12 protein-coding genes are annotated in these 15776 nt (G+C 51.8%); all 12 read right to left on the reverse strand.

Annotated features, from left to right (window positions below; translation table 11 throughout):
* Positions 1–163: 163 nt before the first annotated feature.
* The 12 genes from SPM24T3_RS07940 to SPM24T3_RS07995 all read right to left on the reverse strand — a co-directional run bounded on the left by SPM24T3_RS07940 (position 164) and on the right by SPM24T3_RS07995 (position 15749).
* A complete protein-coding gene (locus tag SPM24T3_RS07940) occupies positions 164–1936 on the reverse strand; it encodes a hypothetical protein (protein ID WP_157135275.1) in 1773 nt (590 codons plus the stop codon).
* A 254-nt stretch (positions 1937–2190) separates the two neighbouring features.
* The gene (locus SPM24T3_RS07945; protein ID WP_009636217.1) at positions 2191–4467 is read right to left on the reverse strand and encodes a TonB-dependent siderophore receptor; all 2277 of its coding nucleotides are present in this window, start codon (positions 4465–4467) and stop codon (positions 2191–2193) included.
* 195 nt (positions 4468–4662) lie between these two features.
* A complete protein-coding gene (locus SPM24T3_RS07950) occupies positions 4663–5355 on the reverse strand; it encodes a gamma-glutamylcyclotransferase (RefSeq protein WP_192807939.1) in 693 nt (230 codons plus the stop codon).
* A 262-nt stretch (positions 5356–5617) separates the two neighbouring features.
* Complete coding sequence (locus SPM24T3_RS07955) at positions 5618–6124, reverse strand: Lrp/AsnC family transcriptional regulator (RefSeq protein WP_009636219.1); 507 nt, start codon at positions 6122–6124, stop codon at positions 5618–5620.
* A 192-nt stretch (positions 6125–6316) separates the two neighbouring features.
* Complete coding sequence (gene gabT, locus SPM24T3_RS07960; RefSeq protein ID WP_009636220.1) at positions 6317–7633, reverse strand: 4-aminobutyrate--2-oxoglutarate transaminase; 1317 nt, start codon at positions 7631–7633, stop codon at positions 6317–6319.
* Positions 7634–7772: 139 nt separating this feature from the next.
* Positions 7773–8792 carry an aldose 1-epimerase family protein gene (locus SPM24T3_RS07965; protein ID WP_009636221.1) on the reverse strand — a complete coding sequence of 340 codons (1020 nt, stop codon included), beginning with the start codon at positions 8790–8792 and terminating at the stop codon, positions 7773–7775.
* Entirely contained in the window at positions 8789–10114 is a 1326-nt protein-coding gene (gene fucP, locus SPM24T3_RS07970) for an L-fucose:H+ symporter permease (RefSeq protein WP_009636222.1), read from the reverse strand. Before fucP ends, SPM24T3_RS07965 begins: the two co-directional genes overlap by 4 nt.
* Before the next feature lie 9 nt (positions 10115–10123).
* Positions 10124–11041, reverse strand: a complete 918-nt coding sequence (gene rbsK, locus SPM24T3_RS07975; protein ID WP_009636223.1) for a ribokinase — start codon at positions 11039–11041, stop codon at positions 10124–10126.
* Positions 11042–11369: 328 nt separating this feature from the next.
* A complete protein-coding gene (locus tag SPM24T3_RS07980) occupies positions 11370–12554 on the reverse strand; it encodes a M20 aminoacylase family protein (protein ID WP_009636224.1) in 1185 nt (394 codons plus the stop codon).
* Between the two features lies 1 nt (position 12555).
* A complete protein-coding gene (locus tag SPM24T3_RS07985) occupies positions 12556–13506 on the reverse strand; it encodes a glyoxylate/hydroxypyruvate reductase A (protein ID WP_009636225.1) in 951 nt (316 codons plus the stop codon).
* Between the two features lie 20 nt (positions 13507–13526).
* Positions 13527–14417: a GNAT family N-acetyltransferase gene (locus SPM24T3_RS07990; RefSeq protein ID WP_009636226.1), complete on the reverse strand. Its 891-nt coding sequence runs from the start codon at positions 14415–14417 to the stop codon at positions 13527–13529.
* Positions 14418–15749 carry an FAD-binding oxidoreductase gene (locus tag SPM24T3_RS07995; protein WP_009636227.1) on the reverse strand — a complete coding sequence of 444 codons (1332 nt, stop codon included), beginning with the start codon at positions 15747–15749 and terminating at the stop codon, positions 14418–14420.
* Positions 15750–15776 lie beyond the last annotated feature (27 nt).

Below are 15776 nucleotides of genomic sequence, written 5' to 3' on the forward strand. Positions count from 1 at the left end.
CTTCGATTATTAATAAATAATTTTAGTATTATTACAAAGTTATCAGTGACATTGCTTGATAATTGCACTTTATAAAAAAACAGGCTTAAACGCTCACAATTATTTTCATTGAGGAAATAACCTTCGCTACTTCTGCCTTAATCTTATTCCATGCTTAGCGCTGTTAATTTTTGTGATTTTTAATCGCCATAAACGGGTTGGATCTAACGCCGTAATCGACGAAGTACTCCTCTCCCGCCGCGATCTCTCGAAGAGTGACATAAGCCGTCAATTTGGAGTTCACCTGCACCGCTGCAACATTATTTTCGACCAGAAGTGGCTCTTTGGCTAACTTGCCACTGTTAATGTTGTGCGCAATGCTGCCCGCCGCCAAGGTGTCTGCGTTGAACCTTTCCAGGCTGCTTCCACCTTTATAAATAAGAGTGTTCACTGGACCAGTGTTGTCCACTACTTTCCCCGCAGCCCCTTGTTCTAAAAATATGCCATCATAAAAATCTATTACCGTATTGGCAGCAATTGGCTCCGAGCCGAGATTAAAAACCCCTATCCCCATAATTATAATTTCATTAGCACGATGTGGCAGAGAGTGCGGTTCAGAATTCTCCATCAAGCAATTAACCTGCCCGTCATTCTGAGATTTATCCTTTATTTGCTGATATAATTCGCTGACAATTTTTGATTCCAGCTTTATACGGCTTTTAATAGGCATTTTCTCTAAAACCGTCTTCATGCCGCCCCAGCTCGTCACCTTACTATTTTTAACCTCATTAGCAGAATCAAGACCCAACACCTCAACACTTGGATTTTGTCGAGGATTTTCAGGATGGTGATAAACAGGCAGGCTATTATCACTCCCGGCGGCTTCCTGCAAACGAGGCTCGGTAATAATACGGCATTCCGATTCATTTCCCGATTCATCAAGAGTAATTTCGACTATTCCCCTGTTTGACGGATCGATTTCCTTTTTTATCGCAATCATTGGAATCTCTGGGTTTAGGACTGGGTTTAGGACTGGCTTTATAACTGGGTTCATCTGATGGCGAAGACGGAATTTCATATAGGCTATAGCTTTACTTAAAACTTTGGCGCTGACCCCACAGCGGCTGGCAAATTGTGACCTGGTTATTCCTCTAACCTCAAAAGTATGCTGATTAGCCAACCAGGCACGTGCGCTTTCTTTGCTATTTTTGCTGCAATTATGGCTTTTGACCATATTATCCACAAACGGTAAGTCTTTGTGTCCAGGCCCTAAGGTTAACTGCGGCAAATGTTTCTGCGGCTGCAAACATTTGATGAGCACAATCAAGGTTTGCGGAGGGACTTCAGCCAGGCGGGAGAACTGAAACGGGGTGATCCCCACGCCCTGCAGCGTGGTTTGATGCTGAATCCACGCCTGAGTTGCCTTGTGTGGTTCTCTTGCGCACTGTGCATCTCTGACCACCTGCTGACCCAGGGCTTGCTGAGACGCCGTCAGTGGCAATCGTGCCCGTTGCTCGTGAGAGATATAGTTCCTTAATGTACTCTCGTTAACACCACAAAAGTCGGCAAAGTCTTTAAGCTTGATATTATTGCTAATCATGGTGGGCAGGTAATCTAGCCAGGCGCAGACAGCTCTGGCCTTTGCCCCGAGGCAATCTGCGTGGTGAGTGATTTGGTTCAGTACCTGGTTTTGCTGCACTGTTAGCCTGTTGGTGACTTCCTGCTTTCTCATCTGCAGACACATAAACTCATGTCTGAGCCTTAGGTTGCAATTATCCAGTATTGCCGATTGATTATCCGCTGTCGTGCTGGGTGACAGCGATAAAGGCATTTTGGTGCTGTGGCTGAGGTCTAGAATATTATTTGAAATAGAACTAAAACTAGCGGCAGCCATTGATGTTGAATCGGCAGAGCCAATTAATACGCTTTCGCTCCCTAATATAGAAAAATCACTCATTATTATTTAATTAAAATGTAATTGAAAGTTAGCACAATAATAACCTTTGCCGAGTGATTTATCTTTTATTTTTCACTCATCATGTCGTAATAAAAAATGAAGTTATTAATTCAGCAGTGCGTTATTTAACAAGTACAGTTTTTTATTTAAAAAATAACCGGTTAATATTTAACCCACATTTTTATTATATGAAAAAAGCCCTTCTTCACAGGAAGAAAGGCGTGGGTATTAAAGCTGTCAGAAATTTGACGGTTTTAGAAATCGTAGGTCGCAGAGAGTTTAAACTCACGCGGATCGCCCTGTGTCAGATACCCGCCGGTAGCCGAGGCCCAGTATTTCTCGTTGGTGACATTTTCCACGGTCGCGCGCCAGGTCAGCGTGCTGTCTTTGAGCGGCATGGTATAACGCAAACCCACGTCCAAACGGGTCCAGGCATCAACCTTCAAGGTGTTTGCTTCATCAGCATACTGGGAACCGGTGCGGATAAGCTTGCTGGTCGCCGTGACGCCGGTTAAGCCCGGTAAATCCCACTCGCCGCCCAATACCCACTGATAACGCGGAACGCCAACGGCGTCATTACCGTTGTAGGTTCCGCTTTGGGTCTTGGTGACATCCGGATTCATCAGCGTTGCGCTGCCGTTGATGCGAACGCCCAGCACCGGCTCACCGAAGAAGTTCCACTCAATGCCCCGATTACGCTCTTCGCCGTAGTTGCCAAAGGTATAGCTATCGCCTACAAGCGTGTACATCCCGATAGGTTTCTTGATTTCAAACAAGGCCAGAGAGGTGGCAACACGGCCAAAGTCGGCCTTCACGCCTACTTCATTTTGTTTGGAGGTTTCAATACCAGAAACTTGACCACCGTTGGTAACCGCTACGCCGCCATAGGTCGTTCCAGCCGTTTCACCCGCCTGTAGCGCTTCTATGTGGTTAGCGTAGAAGGAAATGTGTTCCCACGGCTTGATGACCAATCCAACTGCAGGAGTGACTTTTGTCTGGTCGAACGACGAACTTTCGGAACCGTCGTAGTTGTAGTTCATCACCATCACGTTTTGACGGCGCAATCCGGCTATCAACTGACCGCGACCGTCAAGTACGGACAAGGTATCGGAAAGCATCACCCCCTGCGAGCGCGTGCGGTTGGTAACGCCCGGATCAGACATATTGCCGCCGCTGTAAAGCGTGGTTGGCTGCACGTCGACGGCGATCGGATCATAAAGATTGCTGCTAATCGTGGTGCCGCTCAAGGTGTAGGCAGAACGCGTTTTGCGATACAGCGAGGTTACGCCCAGATTGACATGATGAGTGATAAATCCGGTATCAAATTTACCGCGAATACCCGCCTGCCCCGCAATGCTGTCTGCGCGATACGGCACCGTCATGCGGCTCATTTTAGTATCGCCGCTGTTATCAGTCAGCGTTGGCGAACTGTAGATCCCGTCTTCATGATCGTGATTTGCTCCACCAGCGGCGTAAACGGTCCAGTTATCGGAAAGATCATATTCAGCTTTCAACAGACCAAACTCGTTGGTCATGTCGGTGTAGGCCCACTTTTGGCCATAATTACGGGTGGCCTTAGGCGCGTCCGGGATCTCGGTCGCGCTGCCGAGATAAACCACCGGACGTCCACCGTGAATCGTTTGCCTGGTCACGCCAAAATCAAACGAGGTGTGGAAACGGTCGCTGCGATAGTCCAGGCCAACCGTGCCCATGGTCAGGCGCTTTTTCTCGTTGTCGATGGCCGTGTCGCCTTCGCGGTGTACCATGTTGACCCGCACACCAAACTGATTGTTATCACCAAAACGGCGGCCAACATCCAGCGCGCCGCCAATCTGCGACTTGGCATTGTAATCAACCGACACGCGATTGATTGGCTCGTCGGTGGCGTGTTTCGGTTCAATATTGACACTGCCACCTACGCCAGTGCCGCCGGGAGGAACGCCGTTCAAGAAAGCGCTTGACCCTTTAAGCAGCTCGACGCGCTCAGCCAGCTCCATAGGCACTACCTGCCGAGGCAAGATGCCGTAAAGGCCGCCGTATGCAATATCTTCGCCGTCGAGTGGAAAGCCGCGAATCACGAAAGTTTCGGCATAATTGCCGTAACCATAGCCGGTTTGTACCGAGGCATCATTGTTTAACACATCGCCCAGAGTCCGGCTTTGCTGGTCTTGAATCAGTTTTGAGGTATAGCTGACGATACTGAACGGCACGTTTTGCGCGCTCTGCTCTCCCAGTATCCCCAAACGGCCGCCGTTGGCGAAACCGCCATCAAGATAGGCAGGTACCAGCTGGTCGCCGCCGGACTTAAAAACTGTAGGTGATGCGGTGACTGTAATGGTATCACCGGCGTTGCTTGTCGCAGTTTTCGCAGGCGAAACAGTTTTGGCTATTGGGGAAACCACGGTGGCGGTGTTATCAACGTTGGCAGCCAGCACCGGCACACTACTTAAGGTTAAGGCAATAGAAATCGAAAGAGATAGCAGCGTGCGTCGAGAAATTTTGCCTCGCGCCGCCTTATTTTGCTCGTGCATAATCAACCCTGGATGAAATGATAATGAGAATAGTTATTAGATCGATTCGGATTATGCTGAATGAGATGAAAATTGCAAGTCCCTGAGCCGGGATTACACATTCCTTACCTGTTTAAAAGTCGATAAAAAACCCGGAAGCTAAAAGCGTTCCGGGTCAATGAAGGTTGCTATTGCGCTGTTTGCGGAGGCTAAACCTTAAATTAGTTGGATATCTGACGAGGTGTTTGCTGAAATACCTAATAACATTCTTACCTGATTGACCAGCTCACTCATGCAGTCATCACTCATGCCGTAAGTTTTTAGCTCTTTCTCTAGCGCAAACAGATATTGCGCATTGGTCCCCAGCGGCCCGCTGGCTTTGGCGATTAGCGGGGCAATAACCTCATAGCGGGTATCAGACTCGAAAAACGGGTGCTTGGGATCCATGATAAACACCAGCGCCGTGACGATTCGGCCATCAGTCAGTTCAAGCTCACACCAGGTCGGGCAGTAGCTGCCAGTGAGCATTTCACGTTTCCACAGCAGCTCAAGGTCTTCACGCAACTTTTCTTCCGGCAGGCGGAATGCCAGACCGGTAGTCATGCCGCCTTCAGTCAGCGCCAGCATGCGACCAGGTTGGGCATGGGAACCTCGCCCTGCGGTTAAACGAAGACAAAATGCGCGATGAAAACCGTGCAACGTGGCGGGGCAAGATTCTTCGGAGTCAAAGATAGGATTCCACATCAGCGATCCATAGCCGAAAATCCACACTGGGCTTTTGTCCGGTCTTTTCGCCAATGTACAGTCAAGCGAGGCCGAGCGCTGCTCTGCAGTCAGTAAAATTGACTCATCAATGCTGCCGAATGCTGTTTTGCAGTCTGCGTTACGCAGAAAATCTCGAGTTAACACCATTCAATACCTCCACTCATTAACCTTGCCATAGCTTTGTACGCGTCTTCTCCCCTACAAAGGATTCATGTAACTTTAAATTTTATGCCCACACATAACTTAGGCTGATAGAACAAACCTTATTCGTTTATTAACCAGCAATCAAGAATGAGTTGGGTCACAAAACGAAAATAAACAATAAAAGTGTAAGAAAATGAGCATTAATTTGAAATAAACGACTCCGCCGCCGTTTCAGCGCCGGAGAGGTGAGAAAAAGATGAGGTTAATTGGTATTTTGCATCTGCTGGGTAAGCAACGTGCGCAGTGGAACGCTGCTTTTAATAATCGGGGATTTGATCACGATGTAGCTAAAATACTTGTCGATACCAATGTTCTTATCCAATAAAGATTCTATGACTTCCTGATAGTGTTCGATGCTGCGAGTGATGAAACGCAGCAGGTAGTCATAGCCGCCAGTGATGAGATGGCATTCAATCAGTTCGTCATATTCACGGATACAGTTTTCGAATTTTGAAAACTCTTCGCGGCGGTGTCCCTGCAGGGTTACCTCGGTGAATACGGTGACAGAATCGGTGATTTTTGGCAGGTTAACGTGAGCCTCGTAACCGGTTATATAGCCAGCACTTTCCAGCCGTTTTACCCGCTGCAGGCAGGGACTTGGTGATAACCCCACCGCATCGGCCAAATTGACGTTGCTGATGCGACCGTCTTTTTGCAGTTGAACCAGTATATTGATGTCGATACGATCAAGTTTTAAAAAGCCGTTCATAGCACCTCACTGTCTTCTTGAGCGTCGACCCGGAATAAAGAGCAGGTTTCCCTCTGCGCCTGATTCGACCCTGAATGTCATAAAACCATTACTAGGATATACCACGGTTTTATGGGTAAACACCAGAGCCAGACGCAGAGAGTTCATTAGCCTGTTTTGTAACAAAACCCTATGAAATTTCAGGGGAAAATATTAGTCGAGACGGCCAGTTCCACGCGCCAGTGCGATATCAAAGATATGCATGGCTTCTTCAAGCTGCGCATCGGTGGTCACCAGCGGTGCCAGGAAACGAATCGTGTTGCGATACAGCCCGCATTTAATTAACAGCAGCCCTTCTTCGCAGGCGCAGTTAAGGATCTTTTCAGTCAGGGCCGCGTCCGGTTTGCCGGTATCGTAATCAACGATTTCTACCGCCTGCATAAAGCCAACGCCGCGAACATCACCGATACAGGCATATTTTTCAGCCAGTTGGCGCAGACGGCTTTCCAGCTGTTTGCCAAGCTCGACAGAACGTTCAAGTAAACGCTCGTTTTCCAGCACGTCGAGCACCGCCAATGCCGCAGCACAGGCCAGCGCGTTGCCGCCGTAAGTACCGCCGAGGCCGCCTGGGGTTGGCGAATCCATGATTTCTGCTTTGCCCACAACGCCAGAAATAGGCAATCCACCGCCAAGACTTTTCGCTACGGTTATCAAGTCAGGAGTAATATCCAGATGCTGGAAACCGAACATTTTGCCGGTGCGACCAAAGCCGGTTTGCACTTCATCACAGATTAACAGAATGCCGTGGCGCTCGGTCAACTCGCGCAAGGCCTGCATAAAGGCTTTTGGCGCTGGCAGGAAACCGCCGTCGCCCTGCACCGGCTCAATTAAAATAGCCGCAACGCGATCGGGCAAAGTCTGCGTGGCAAATAAAGTATCCAGCGCTTTCAGGGAGTCTTCCGGCGTAATACCGTGGAACGCATTAGGATAAGGGATACGATAAATATCGCCGGGGAAAGGTCCAAAATTCTGCTTATAAGGCTGGCTCATGCCGGTAAGCGCACAACCTAATAACGTTCGACCGTGGAACGCGCCGTCAAATACAATCACGCCGGAACGATTAGTATAAGAACGGGCGATCTTCACGGCATTTTCTACCGCCTCGGCACCCGAGGTAAACAGCACTGACTTATAATGCTCGCCTTTGCCAACTAATTTATTTAAGCGTTTTGCCAATTCAATATAAGGAGGGTAAGCCACGACCTGGAAACAGGCGTGAGAAACATTTTCCAGCTGACGCTGAACGGCTTTAACTACTTCAGGATGATTGTGCCCAACGTTTAATACGCCGATGCCGCCTACAAAATCGAGATAGCGACGACCGTCGTCACTCCACACTTCCGAGCCTTTGGCCTTGGCGACCACCAGGCTATGTGCTGTCACTACTCCGCGTGGAACATGTTGTTCACGCAGCGCAAGCCAGTCGATATCATCTTCAGTCACAGGTTGTGTGCTTAATACATTGTGCATTGCTATACCTCATCCGGTTAATTCGGGCGCTGTCAGAATTTGAATCAGTATCTCAATACACCGCTTTATTTCGTGCCGTAATGACGGTTCAGAAAAAATATCATGCGGTAATTAGGCGCTGACAGCGCAGGAGGTATCTTTAAATCTCAATCATGCCGGTTTCCACGCTAAATAAGCGCGATTCACCGGCGGCCAATTGCAGCAAGGTCCCTGCTTGCTGCGCTGCAAGAAAGCCTTCCGGGCGACAGGTGGCAGGCAGAACGAATGCCGCAACCTGCTGATCGGCATTATTCAATATCCAACGCGTGGCGTGACTGAACTGGCGAGTATCAAACAGCGTGCTGAAACCATAGCCTAATGGCGAGGAAATACTGAAACTGACCTTTTCGCCATACTGCGGCAGGTTATCGGCAAAAAACACAATTTCAGGATCGCACATTTCTGGACGATTCATCCCATCAAAGCGGGTCGGTTCCGCCTCAAGCCCGCGGGTATAATCGAGCCATTTCGGCGTTGGGTGGACGTGTCCCGGAATTGAGGTCCGCAGCCTGAAAGCCTCGTCAGGAATCGTTTGGGCAAACACGCCGTCGGCCACCCAGGCATAGTTCATATGACACATATACTGAAGCGGCATCGCGTTGCCTGAAAGATTAGTCACCGCCATCTCGATACACAGCCGAGGCCGGTCCGCCAATAGAGTGACTGCCGGATTAGCCCGATAATGGTGCCCAAAACCTTTGATATATTCCACTTCGCCGCGCAGTGAAACACCCTGTTCGTCGAGTTCCAGCCAGGCGCTGTCCATGCGAGCGCAGGCCATTTCGCCGTGCAATGGATGAGTATCTTCCGCAGCCGGACATCCATTAGCCAGCAAGCCTGAGTGAAAGGCAAAACAGCCGTAAGTATCGACAATATCCTTACCGGGCAGTGGCTGCTTAAAGCCGCTACCCATAGTCAATGAACGACCATCAAAGGTGGCATCCCAGACAATCTGCCCGTAATACGGCAACACAGTCACGGTTCCACGGCTATTGTTCAGCTTTACGGCTTCAATTCCACAAGGATATCGAAATAGCTCGACCTTAAATTTATCGTTAGTCAACAACACCCGCGGCGTGTCGGTAAACATCGCCGTGGTCAACGGTATAGTGGTTTTCATTGTGCTTCCCCGGCCAGATTTCCCTGGGTTGCGGGCTGTTTTTTATGACGCAGCTCGCCCCAGAAGTAAAAACCAACCCAGGCGAAGCACAGCAGCGATACGCCAAACGCCAGCTGCATAGAGCCGGTGCGGTCAGAAACCAGTCCCTGCAATGCAGGTACAAAGGCGGCACCAACGATAGCCATCACGATAAATGCGCCTGCTACTTCTGTGTATTTATTATCAACGGTCGACAGCGTGCCGGCATAAATGGTCGCCCAGCAGGGTCCGAAGAGCACGCTGACGAAGACTGCCGCATAGACTGCCGTGAAGTTGGGTACAAACATCACATAAAGCAGCGTGGCAACGCCGATGATCGAATAAGCAATCAGCACTTTTTCGGCGCGGAACCGGGTCATCAGGAAATTGGCGACAAACTTGCCGATAAAGAAGCAGATAAAGCCATAAATCATAAAGTTGGAGGCGTGGCGCTCGTTAACTGCCCCCAGATTCAGGGCGAGACGAATGGTGAATGACCACACGGCAACCTGCATGCCGACATAGATAAACTGAGTAATAATGCCGCGTTTAAAGTGACGATTTTTCGCCAGATAACTGAAGGTTTCCCCCAGACTCGGCAGCTTTTTCTCGGCACTCTTCGGCTTGCAGCGCGGATAGCGCGTCATCAGGAACAGCACCATGACCACAACCAGAACCATCACCAGATATTTGTAAGGTGCCAGCGTATGCTCCAGCATCGTCAGGCGAAACTGATGCAACTGTTCTGCGTTGAGACCTGCCATCTGGCTGTGCAGGCTATCACCGTCCTGAAACACCAGATATTTACCCAGCACAATGCCCATCAGCGCGCCAACAGGGTAGAAGGTCTGACTGATGTTCAGGCGCAGCGTGGCGTAATCGCGGTGACCAATCATTGAACTGTAAGTGTTGGCCGCGGTTTCAAGAAAGCTCAGGCCGATGGCAATCGCAAAAATTGCCGCCAGAAACATGGTGTAAGTCGCCATGTGTGAAGCCGGGTAAAACAGCACGCAGCCGACAATGTACAGCGCCAGCCCAAGCAAGATAGCAATCTTGTAGCTACTGCTGCGGATAACCAGCGAAGCCGGGATGGCAATCAGAAAATAGCCGCCGTAGAACGCGCTTTGCACCAGCGCGCTGGCAAAGTCACTAAGCTCGAAAACACTTTTAAACTGGGTGATCAAAATATCATTGAGGCTGGCGGCGCATCCCCACAGCGGGAACAGGCAAGACAGCAGAATAAACTGCAGCAGTGGCGTCTTGTTCAAATAGCCATCGGGTTGTTGAATGATGTTCTGGTGCATGATGAATCCTCAGTTAGCAGTGAGAAAACCATGAAAAGTATCGGCATCGGGGTAAGACAGTTGAGTTCCCCGTTGGGTAACGCTGCAGGCGGCATAGGCGGAAGCCGACTGCATGGCTGTGGCAATATCGCCATCTTTGACCAGGTAATGGGCGAAGCAGCCAATAAAGGCATCGCCCGCGCCACTGGTATCCACCGCCTGCACCGGAGTTGGGCTGACACGATGAATTTGATCACCTTGCATCCACACCGAACCACGGTTGCCCAGAGTAATAATCAAGTTTTTCAAGCCGCGTCCCAGCAGCATACGCCCTGCCCTTAGCACTTCTTCTTCCGTCGCCGTGGGTAAACCGGTGAGGATCTCCAGCTCGGTTTCGTTGGGCATAAAGAACTCACACTGGCAGGCATAGTCGATATCAAGGTCGGCGACCGCAGGTGCCGGATTGAGGATCACGGGAATGCCATGCCTGCGGGCAAAATCGATGGCGTAATACACCGTCGGCAGCGGGATTTCCAACTGCAAGACGATAAGACGACAGGCTTTTAGCGCCTCGGCGGCGGCATCAATATCAGCCGGAGCCAGCTTTGCGTTTGCCCCTTTGATAATCAAAATGCGGTTTTGCGACTGATCGTCGACAAAAATTGGCGCTACGCCGCTGGAAGTTCCCGCTGCGACCGTGACATAGCGCGTATCAATGCCAAATTGCTGCAGATTCTTTACCGTATTTTCAGCAAATAAATCTTCCCCCACCTTGCTGACCATCATGACTTTGGCACCCAGTTTGGCAGCGGCAACGGCCTGATTGGCCCCCTTTCCCCCACAGCCCAGCGCGAAGTCCGGCGCTTCCAGCGTCTCTCCGGCTTTAGGCATCGAATTGGTGTAAGTAATCAGATCAACCATGTTTGAACCAATGACGGCAATTTCCATCACATCTCCCCTGTAAAATTAACTCTATAAATGTTGTAGAAATAACAATAACAGCGGTTGAATGTTAAATGCGTGACATCAATCCCACTCTTGAGATTACGTTGTACGGGGCTTAACGAGTTAATACCGCTGATGTCAAAATGTTATAATTTTAACAAAAAGGGCGTTTTTGACAGAAGAGCTTTGAATTTACGACGCTTTTAAAGTGAATTGAGTAAACCTGATTACTGAGGAGGCGGCGAACGAGAATCAAGCAGAGAGTTCAGCAGTAAAACCGGCAACTCATGCTGCCGGATTGAACGGATAGTAAAACGGGAAATTCGAGAGATTAAGCCCCCAATTGACACCTGACTACCTCGGCAAACCAGCGCACGCCGTGAGTAATGATGTTGTCATTGAAGTCATAGCGCGGGTGATGCAGCGGGGCGAGTGGTTTCGCGCTGCCGTCGCCTTGCCCAAGCCACAGATAAGCGCCCGGTTTTTCCTGCAACATAAACGAGAAATCTTCCGAGGTCAGCGCCGGTTTCGGGGCCACGCTGGCATCCAGTCCGGCAGCGCGGGCGGCTTTCAGCGCAACTTCGGCTTCTTCCGGTGTATTGATGGTCGCCGGATAGTAGCGGTGATATTTCACGTCGGCGTCGAGGCCGTGCGCGGCGGGAACGTGTTCTGCGATACGGCGCAGGCTGGCTTCGATAATGTCCTGCGCGCGCAGGTCAAAACTGCGCACCGTGCCGGTGATTTTGGCTTCCGCCGGGATCATGTTATGCGAGAATCCGCCCTGCACCTGCGTAACAGTCAGCAACGCCGGATCAGTCGGGTCGATGCAGCGCGAAACGATAGTATTCAGCTGCACCACCAGCTCGCTGGTCGCCAGCATCGTATCTGGTGACAGGTGAGGCTGCGCCGCGTGGCCACCTCCGCCGAAAACGCGAATATCAAACCGGTCAGCTGCCGCCATAATCGGCCCTGGACGTGTCTGCGCTACGCCCTCTGCCAGTTCTGGCCAGTTGTGTACCGCAAATACGCTGTCACAGGGGAAGCGGCGAAATAATCCGTCATCGATCATCGCTTTAGCCCCGGCCTGCCCCTCTTCGGCGGGCTGGAAGATAAAGTTTACCGTGCCGTCAAAATCAGCGGTTTTAGATAATAGCCACGCCGCGCCGAGCAGCATGGTGGTATGTCCGTCATGGCCGCAGGCGTGCATGACGCCGGGATTCTGGCTGATATAGTCCGGCGTGCCTTGCTCGACAATCGGCAACGCGTCCATATCGGCACGCAGCCCAACGCTTTTCCCCCCGGTTCCCTTGCGTAATACGCCCACCACGCCGGTTTGGCCGATGCCTTCATGCACTTCAATACCCAATTCACGCAAAAATTCTGCCACCACTTTTGCGGTGCGATGAACCTCGAATCCCAGCTCGGGATGGGCGTGCAAATCGCGGCGAATATCAGTCAGTCGGGAAAGTATTTCTGCGATTAATGACTCGTCGCCAGTGGCGGCAATACTGCTCATATCAATACCCCTTGGTTTTATCTATTTCACCATGCATTGGCTGTCCTTGAGCAAACCGCTGCAGATTGGCCAGCAGCGCGGTCACTGCGGTTTCTGGCTGAGTCTGACTGGCGATATGCGGCGTGATCCACACTTGCGGATGCTGCCACAGCGCCTCTCCCGCCGGTAAGGGTTCGGGATCGAAAACGTCGAGCACCGCCGCGCGCAACTGCCCGCTATCCAGTGCGACGAGCAAATCTTCGGCGACCAGCTGTTGTCCGCGCCCCACCTGAATCAGGCCAGCCCCTTTTGGCAGTTGAGCAAACAGCTCGGCATTGAGCATTCCGCGCGTTTGCTCGGTCAGCGGCAGTAGGCAAACCAGAATATCACTGTGCGACAAAAATTCACCCAGTTGCTCGACGCCCGCCCAGCCCGTCACTCCTTCAGGCGCATTGCCGGAACGGCTCCAGCCGTGGCACTCAAAGCCGAAATTATTCAGCATCTTAAGTGTAGCCTGACCCAATTCGCCCAGCCCTAAAACGCCAATGCGTCGTTTAGCGGCGCCGAGCAACGGATGACTCTGCCAAAGCTGCTGTTTTTGCTGCTGTAAATACTGCGGAATATCGCGATGCAGCGCCAGTGCGGCAAAAGTAACATACTCCACCATGCCCTGCGTCAGGCCGGGTTCGACCATTCTCACCACCGGCAAAGACGCAGGCAACTGGCGTAAATCAAAATGATCGACACCGGCAGCTACCGAGAATAAAACTTTCAAATTTGGAAAACGATCGGCCAGGTTTTCCGGCGGTATCCAAGACACCAGAAAATCGACCTCAGCGAAAATTGCAGGATCACCGTCGCTGAAATCCAAATCATTCCACTGAATAAAACGATATTCCGGCGCAATTTCTGCCAGAATTTTTTGCCATACTTTGCCGCGTGCAGGGTCCGATTTATAGAGAAGGGTTTTCACGTTTGCTCCCGAACTTAGCCTTAGGCCAGCGCCTGCGTTGCCAGCACGAAGTTGCACCAACCCCCGGCGGAAACAGGAGGATGGCCGTCTTTGTACATCGTAGTTGGGCGGTCAACACAGGGTAATCCCAGCGTTTCCAGCCACTCTGCCAATCCGGACTCTGCCTCGACGTCAAGGCGCATGAATTTCCCGCTGCTTTCACTCAACAGCTGTTGAATCAACGCCTTGGCATCGTCAAGGCTGGCGGCAATCACCGGCCCGATGTTATAGCCACGGCCAAACTTGCGCAGCAGCGCGAAACCGGCGGGCTTGTCGTCGCGCGTCAACAGCAGGCCTTTTTCCATGCAAAACGGGCTCTGCGGGTCCAACAGCGCCTGATACAGCGCCGGACGCCGCATGCCGCTCGACAACGTATCCAGCTCGCTCAGCGTATTGACATCCTCCACGCACAATGGGCGAAAACGACAGTTATTTTCCAGCTCTGGAGCAGTAATTACAGGCAGTTCGCGGCTCTGCTGCTGGCGAATACCGCCCGTAGTGACAAAACCGAGCTTCTCATACAACGGCTTGCCTTCAGGCGTGGCGTGCAGGCGAATTTTGCTGCCGTCAAGCTTAGCGATAAGCGTGTTAAGCAATGCTTTGCCCACACCGCGCCCCTGACAGTCCGGGCTGACAATAACCAGCCCCAGCGTCGCGGACTCGCTGCCCCACCGCCAGTAAATCGCGCTGCCCAACACTTGACCGGCGGACTCGGCTACCCAGCCTTTGCCACAGTGAAAAGCCAGCTGCCAGTCTTCGACACGATGCGACCAGGACACCGCCTGAGATAATCCGTGGCACGCCGTTAAATCGGCGGCTGTCATTTCACGTAAAATAATTTCTGGCAAAATTTTTGCAGACTGCTCAGTCATTTACATCATCCCCGGTTTTTTGATATCGCTGCCGTCGCTGAAGCGGTCAAGGCGGAAAGGCGTAGGGTCAACCACTGGCGCGCTGTCGGTTACCAAATCAGACATCAGACTGCCCGCGCCCGGACCAATGCCGAAACCGTGTGCGCTGTACCCGGCTGAAATAAACAGTCCTGGCAGTTTATCAACGCTGGAAATCACCGGCACTGCGTCCGGCGTGCTGTCTATCATCCCGCCCCACGACTGCACCACTTTTACTGCGCCAAGTGCCGGATATTCGCGGCGCATGGCTTCAATACCCTCTTGCACCATAGCGTGGTCCGGCTCAGGGTCAAGCACGCGCACTTTTTCAAATGGCGATCGGCCATCAAATTCCCATGACCCCATGGCTTCCGGGCCTTCGATAAACGCGCCGGGACTGAAATGTACTTTGAGATTTTTTCGCCGCGCCTGAAAGGTCGGATAAAACTTCTTGGCATAACGCAAACCTTGTGGACCGATGGCCACCCTTCCACGTCCAGAAACTGACAGCGTGTAGCTACCGTCGAGCTGCGGGCGGCAGGCGAAACCTTCGGTATACAGCGGCATCTTGATCACCTGTTCGATAGGCGCGGTGCGCATCGCAGTGCCAATCACGTTGCCCAGCGGCAGGTCAATGCCGTGGCGACGACAGAACATTGAGCTCCACGCCCCGCCCGCCACCACCACCGAGCTGGCGCGAATCAGCCCGCGTTCGGTCCACACGCCGCTAACCCGACCAGCGGAAACATCCAGCCCGCGCACGGCACAATACTGAAACACCAGTGCGCCGAGCTTTTGGGCGGCAATTGCCAGACCCGGTGCGGCAAGTGAAGGTTCGGCGTGGCCGTCAGTCGGGGAATATACGCCGCCGAGCCAGGTCGATACGCTGCCCGCCGTCAGCTCTTTGGCCCGCGCAGCGGTAAGAATTTCGCTATGCATGCCGTAATTTTTCGCCATCTGGCCCCATTTTTCCCAGGCGTCAATCTCTTCCTGCTTTTTGGTCGCATACACCAGGCCGGTATTGCGGAAACCCAGCTCTTCGCCTGTTTCCTGTTTTAATTCTTTCCAACGTTGCAGCGCGTGGATCGAGAGCGGTAACTCGCGCTCATCGCGATTCTGCTGGCGGCACCAGCCCCAGTTGCGGCTCGACTGCTCCGCGCCAATCAGGCCTTTCTCGAGTAAAACCACCGAAACGCCCTTGCGCGCCAGTTCGTAAGCGGTAGCAGCACCGGCAATGCCTCCGCCAATAACCACCACGTCAACTGCATCGGGAAATAAATGACTGTCTTGTACAAACCTGATCGGTGCTGGCATCGACTGCTGTTCCTTATAAATCGTATA

Origin of the sequence: Serratia sp. M24T3 (genome assembly GCF_000257645.1) — a bacterium.
Taxonomy (GTDB): Bacteria; Pseudomonadota; Gammaproteobacteria; order Enterobacterales; family Enterobacteriaceae; genus Rouxiella.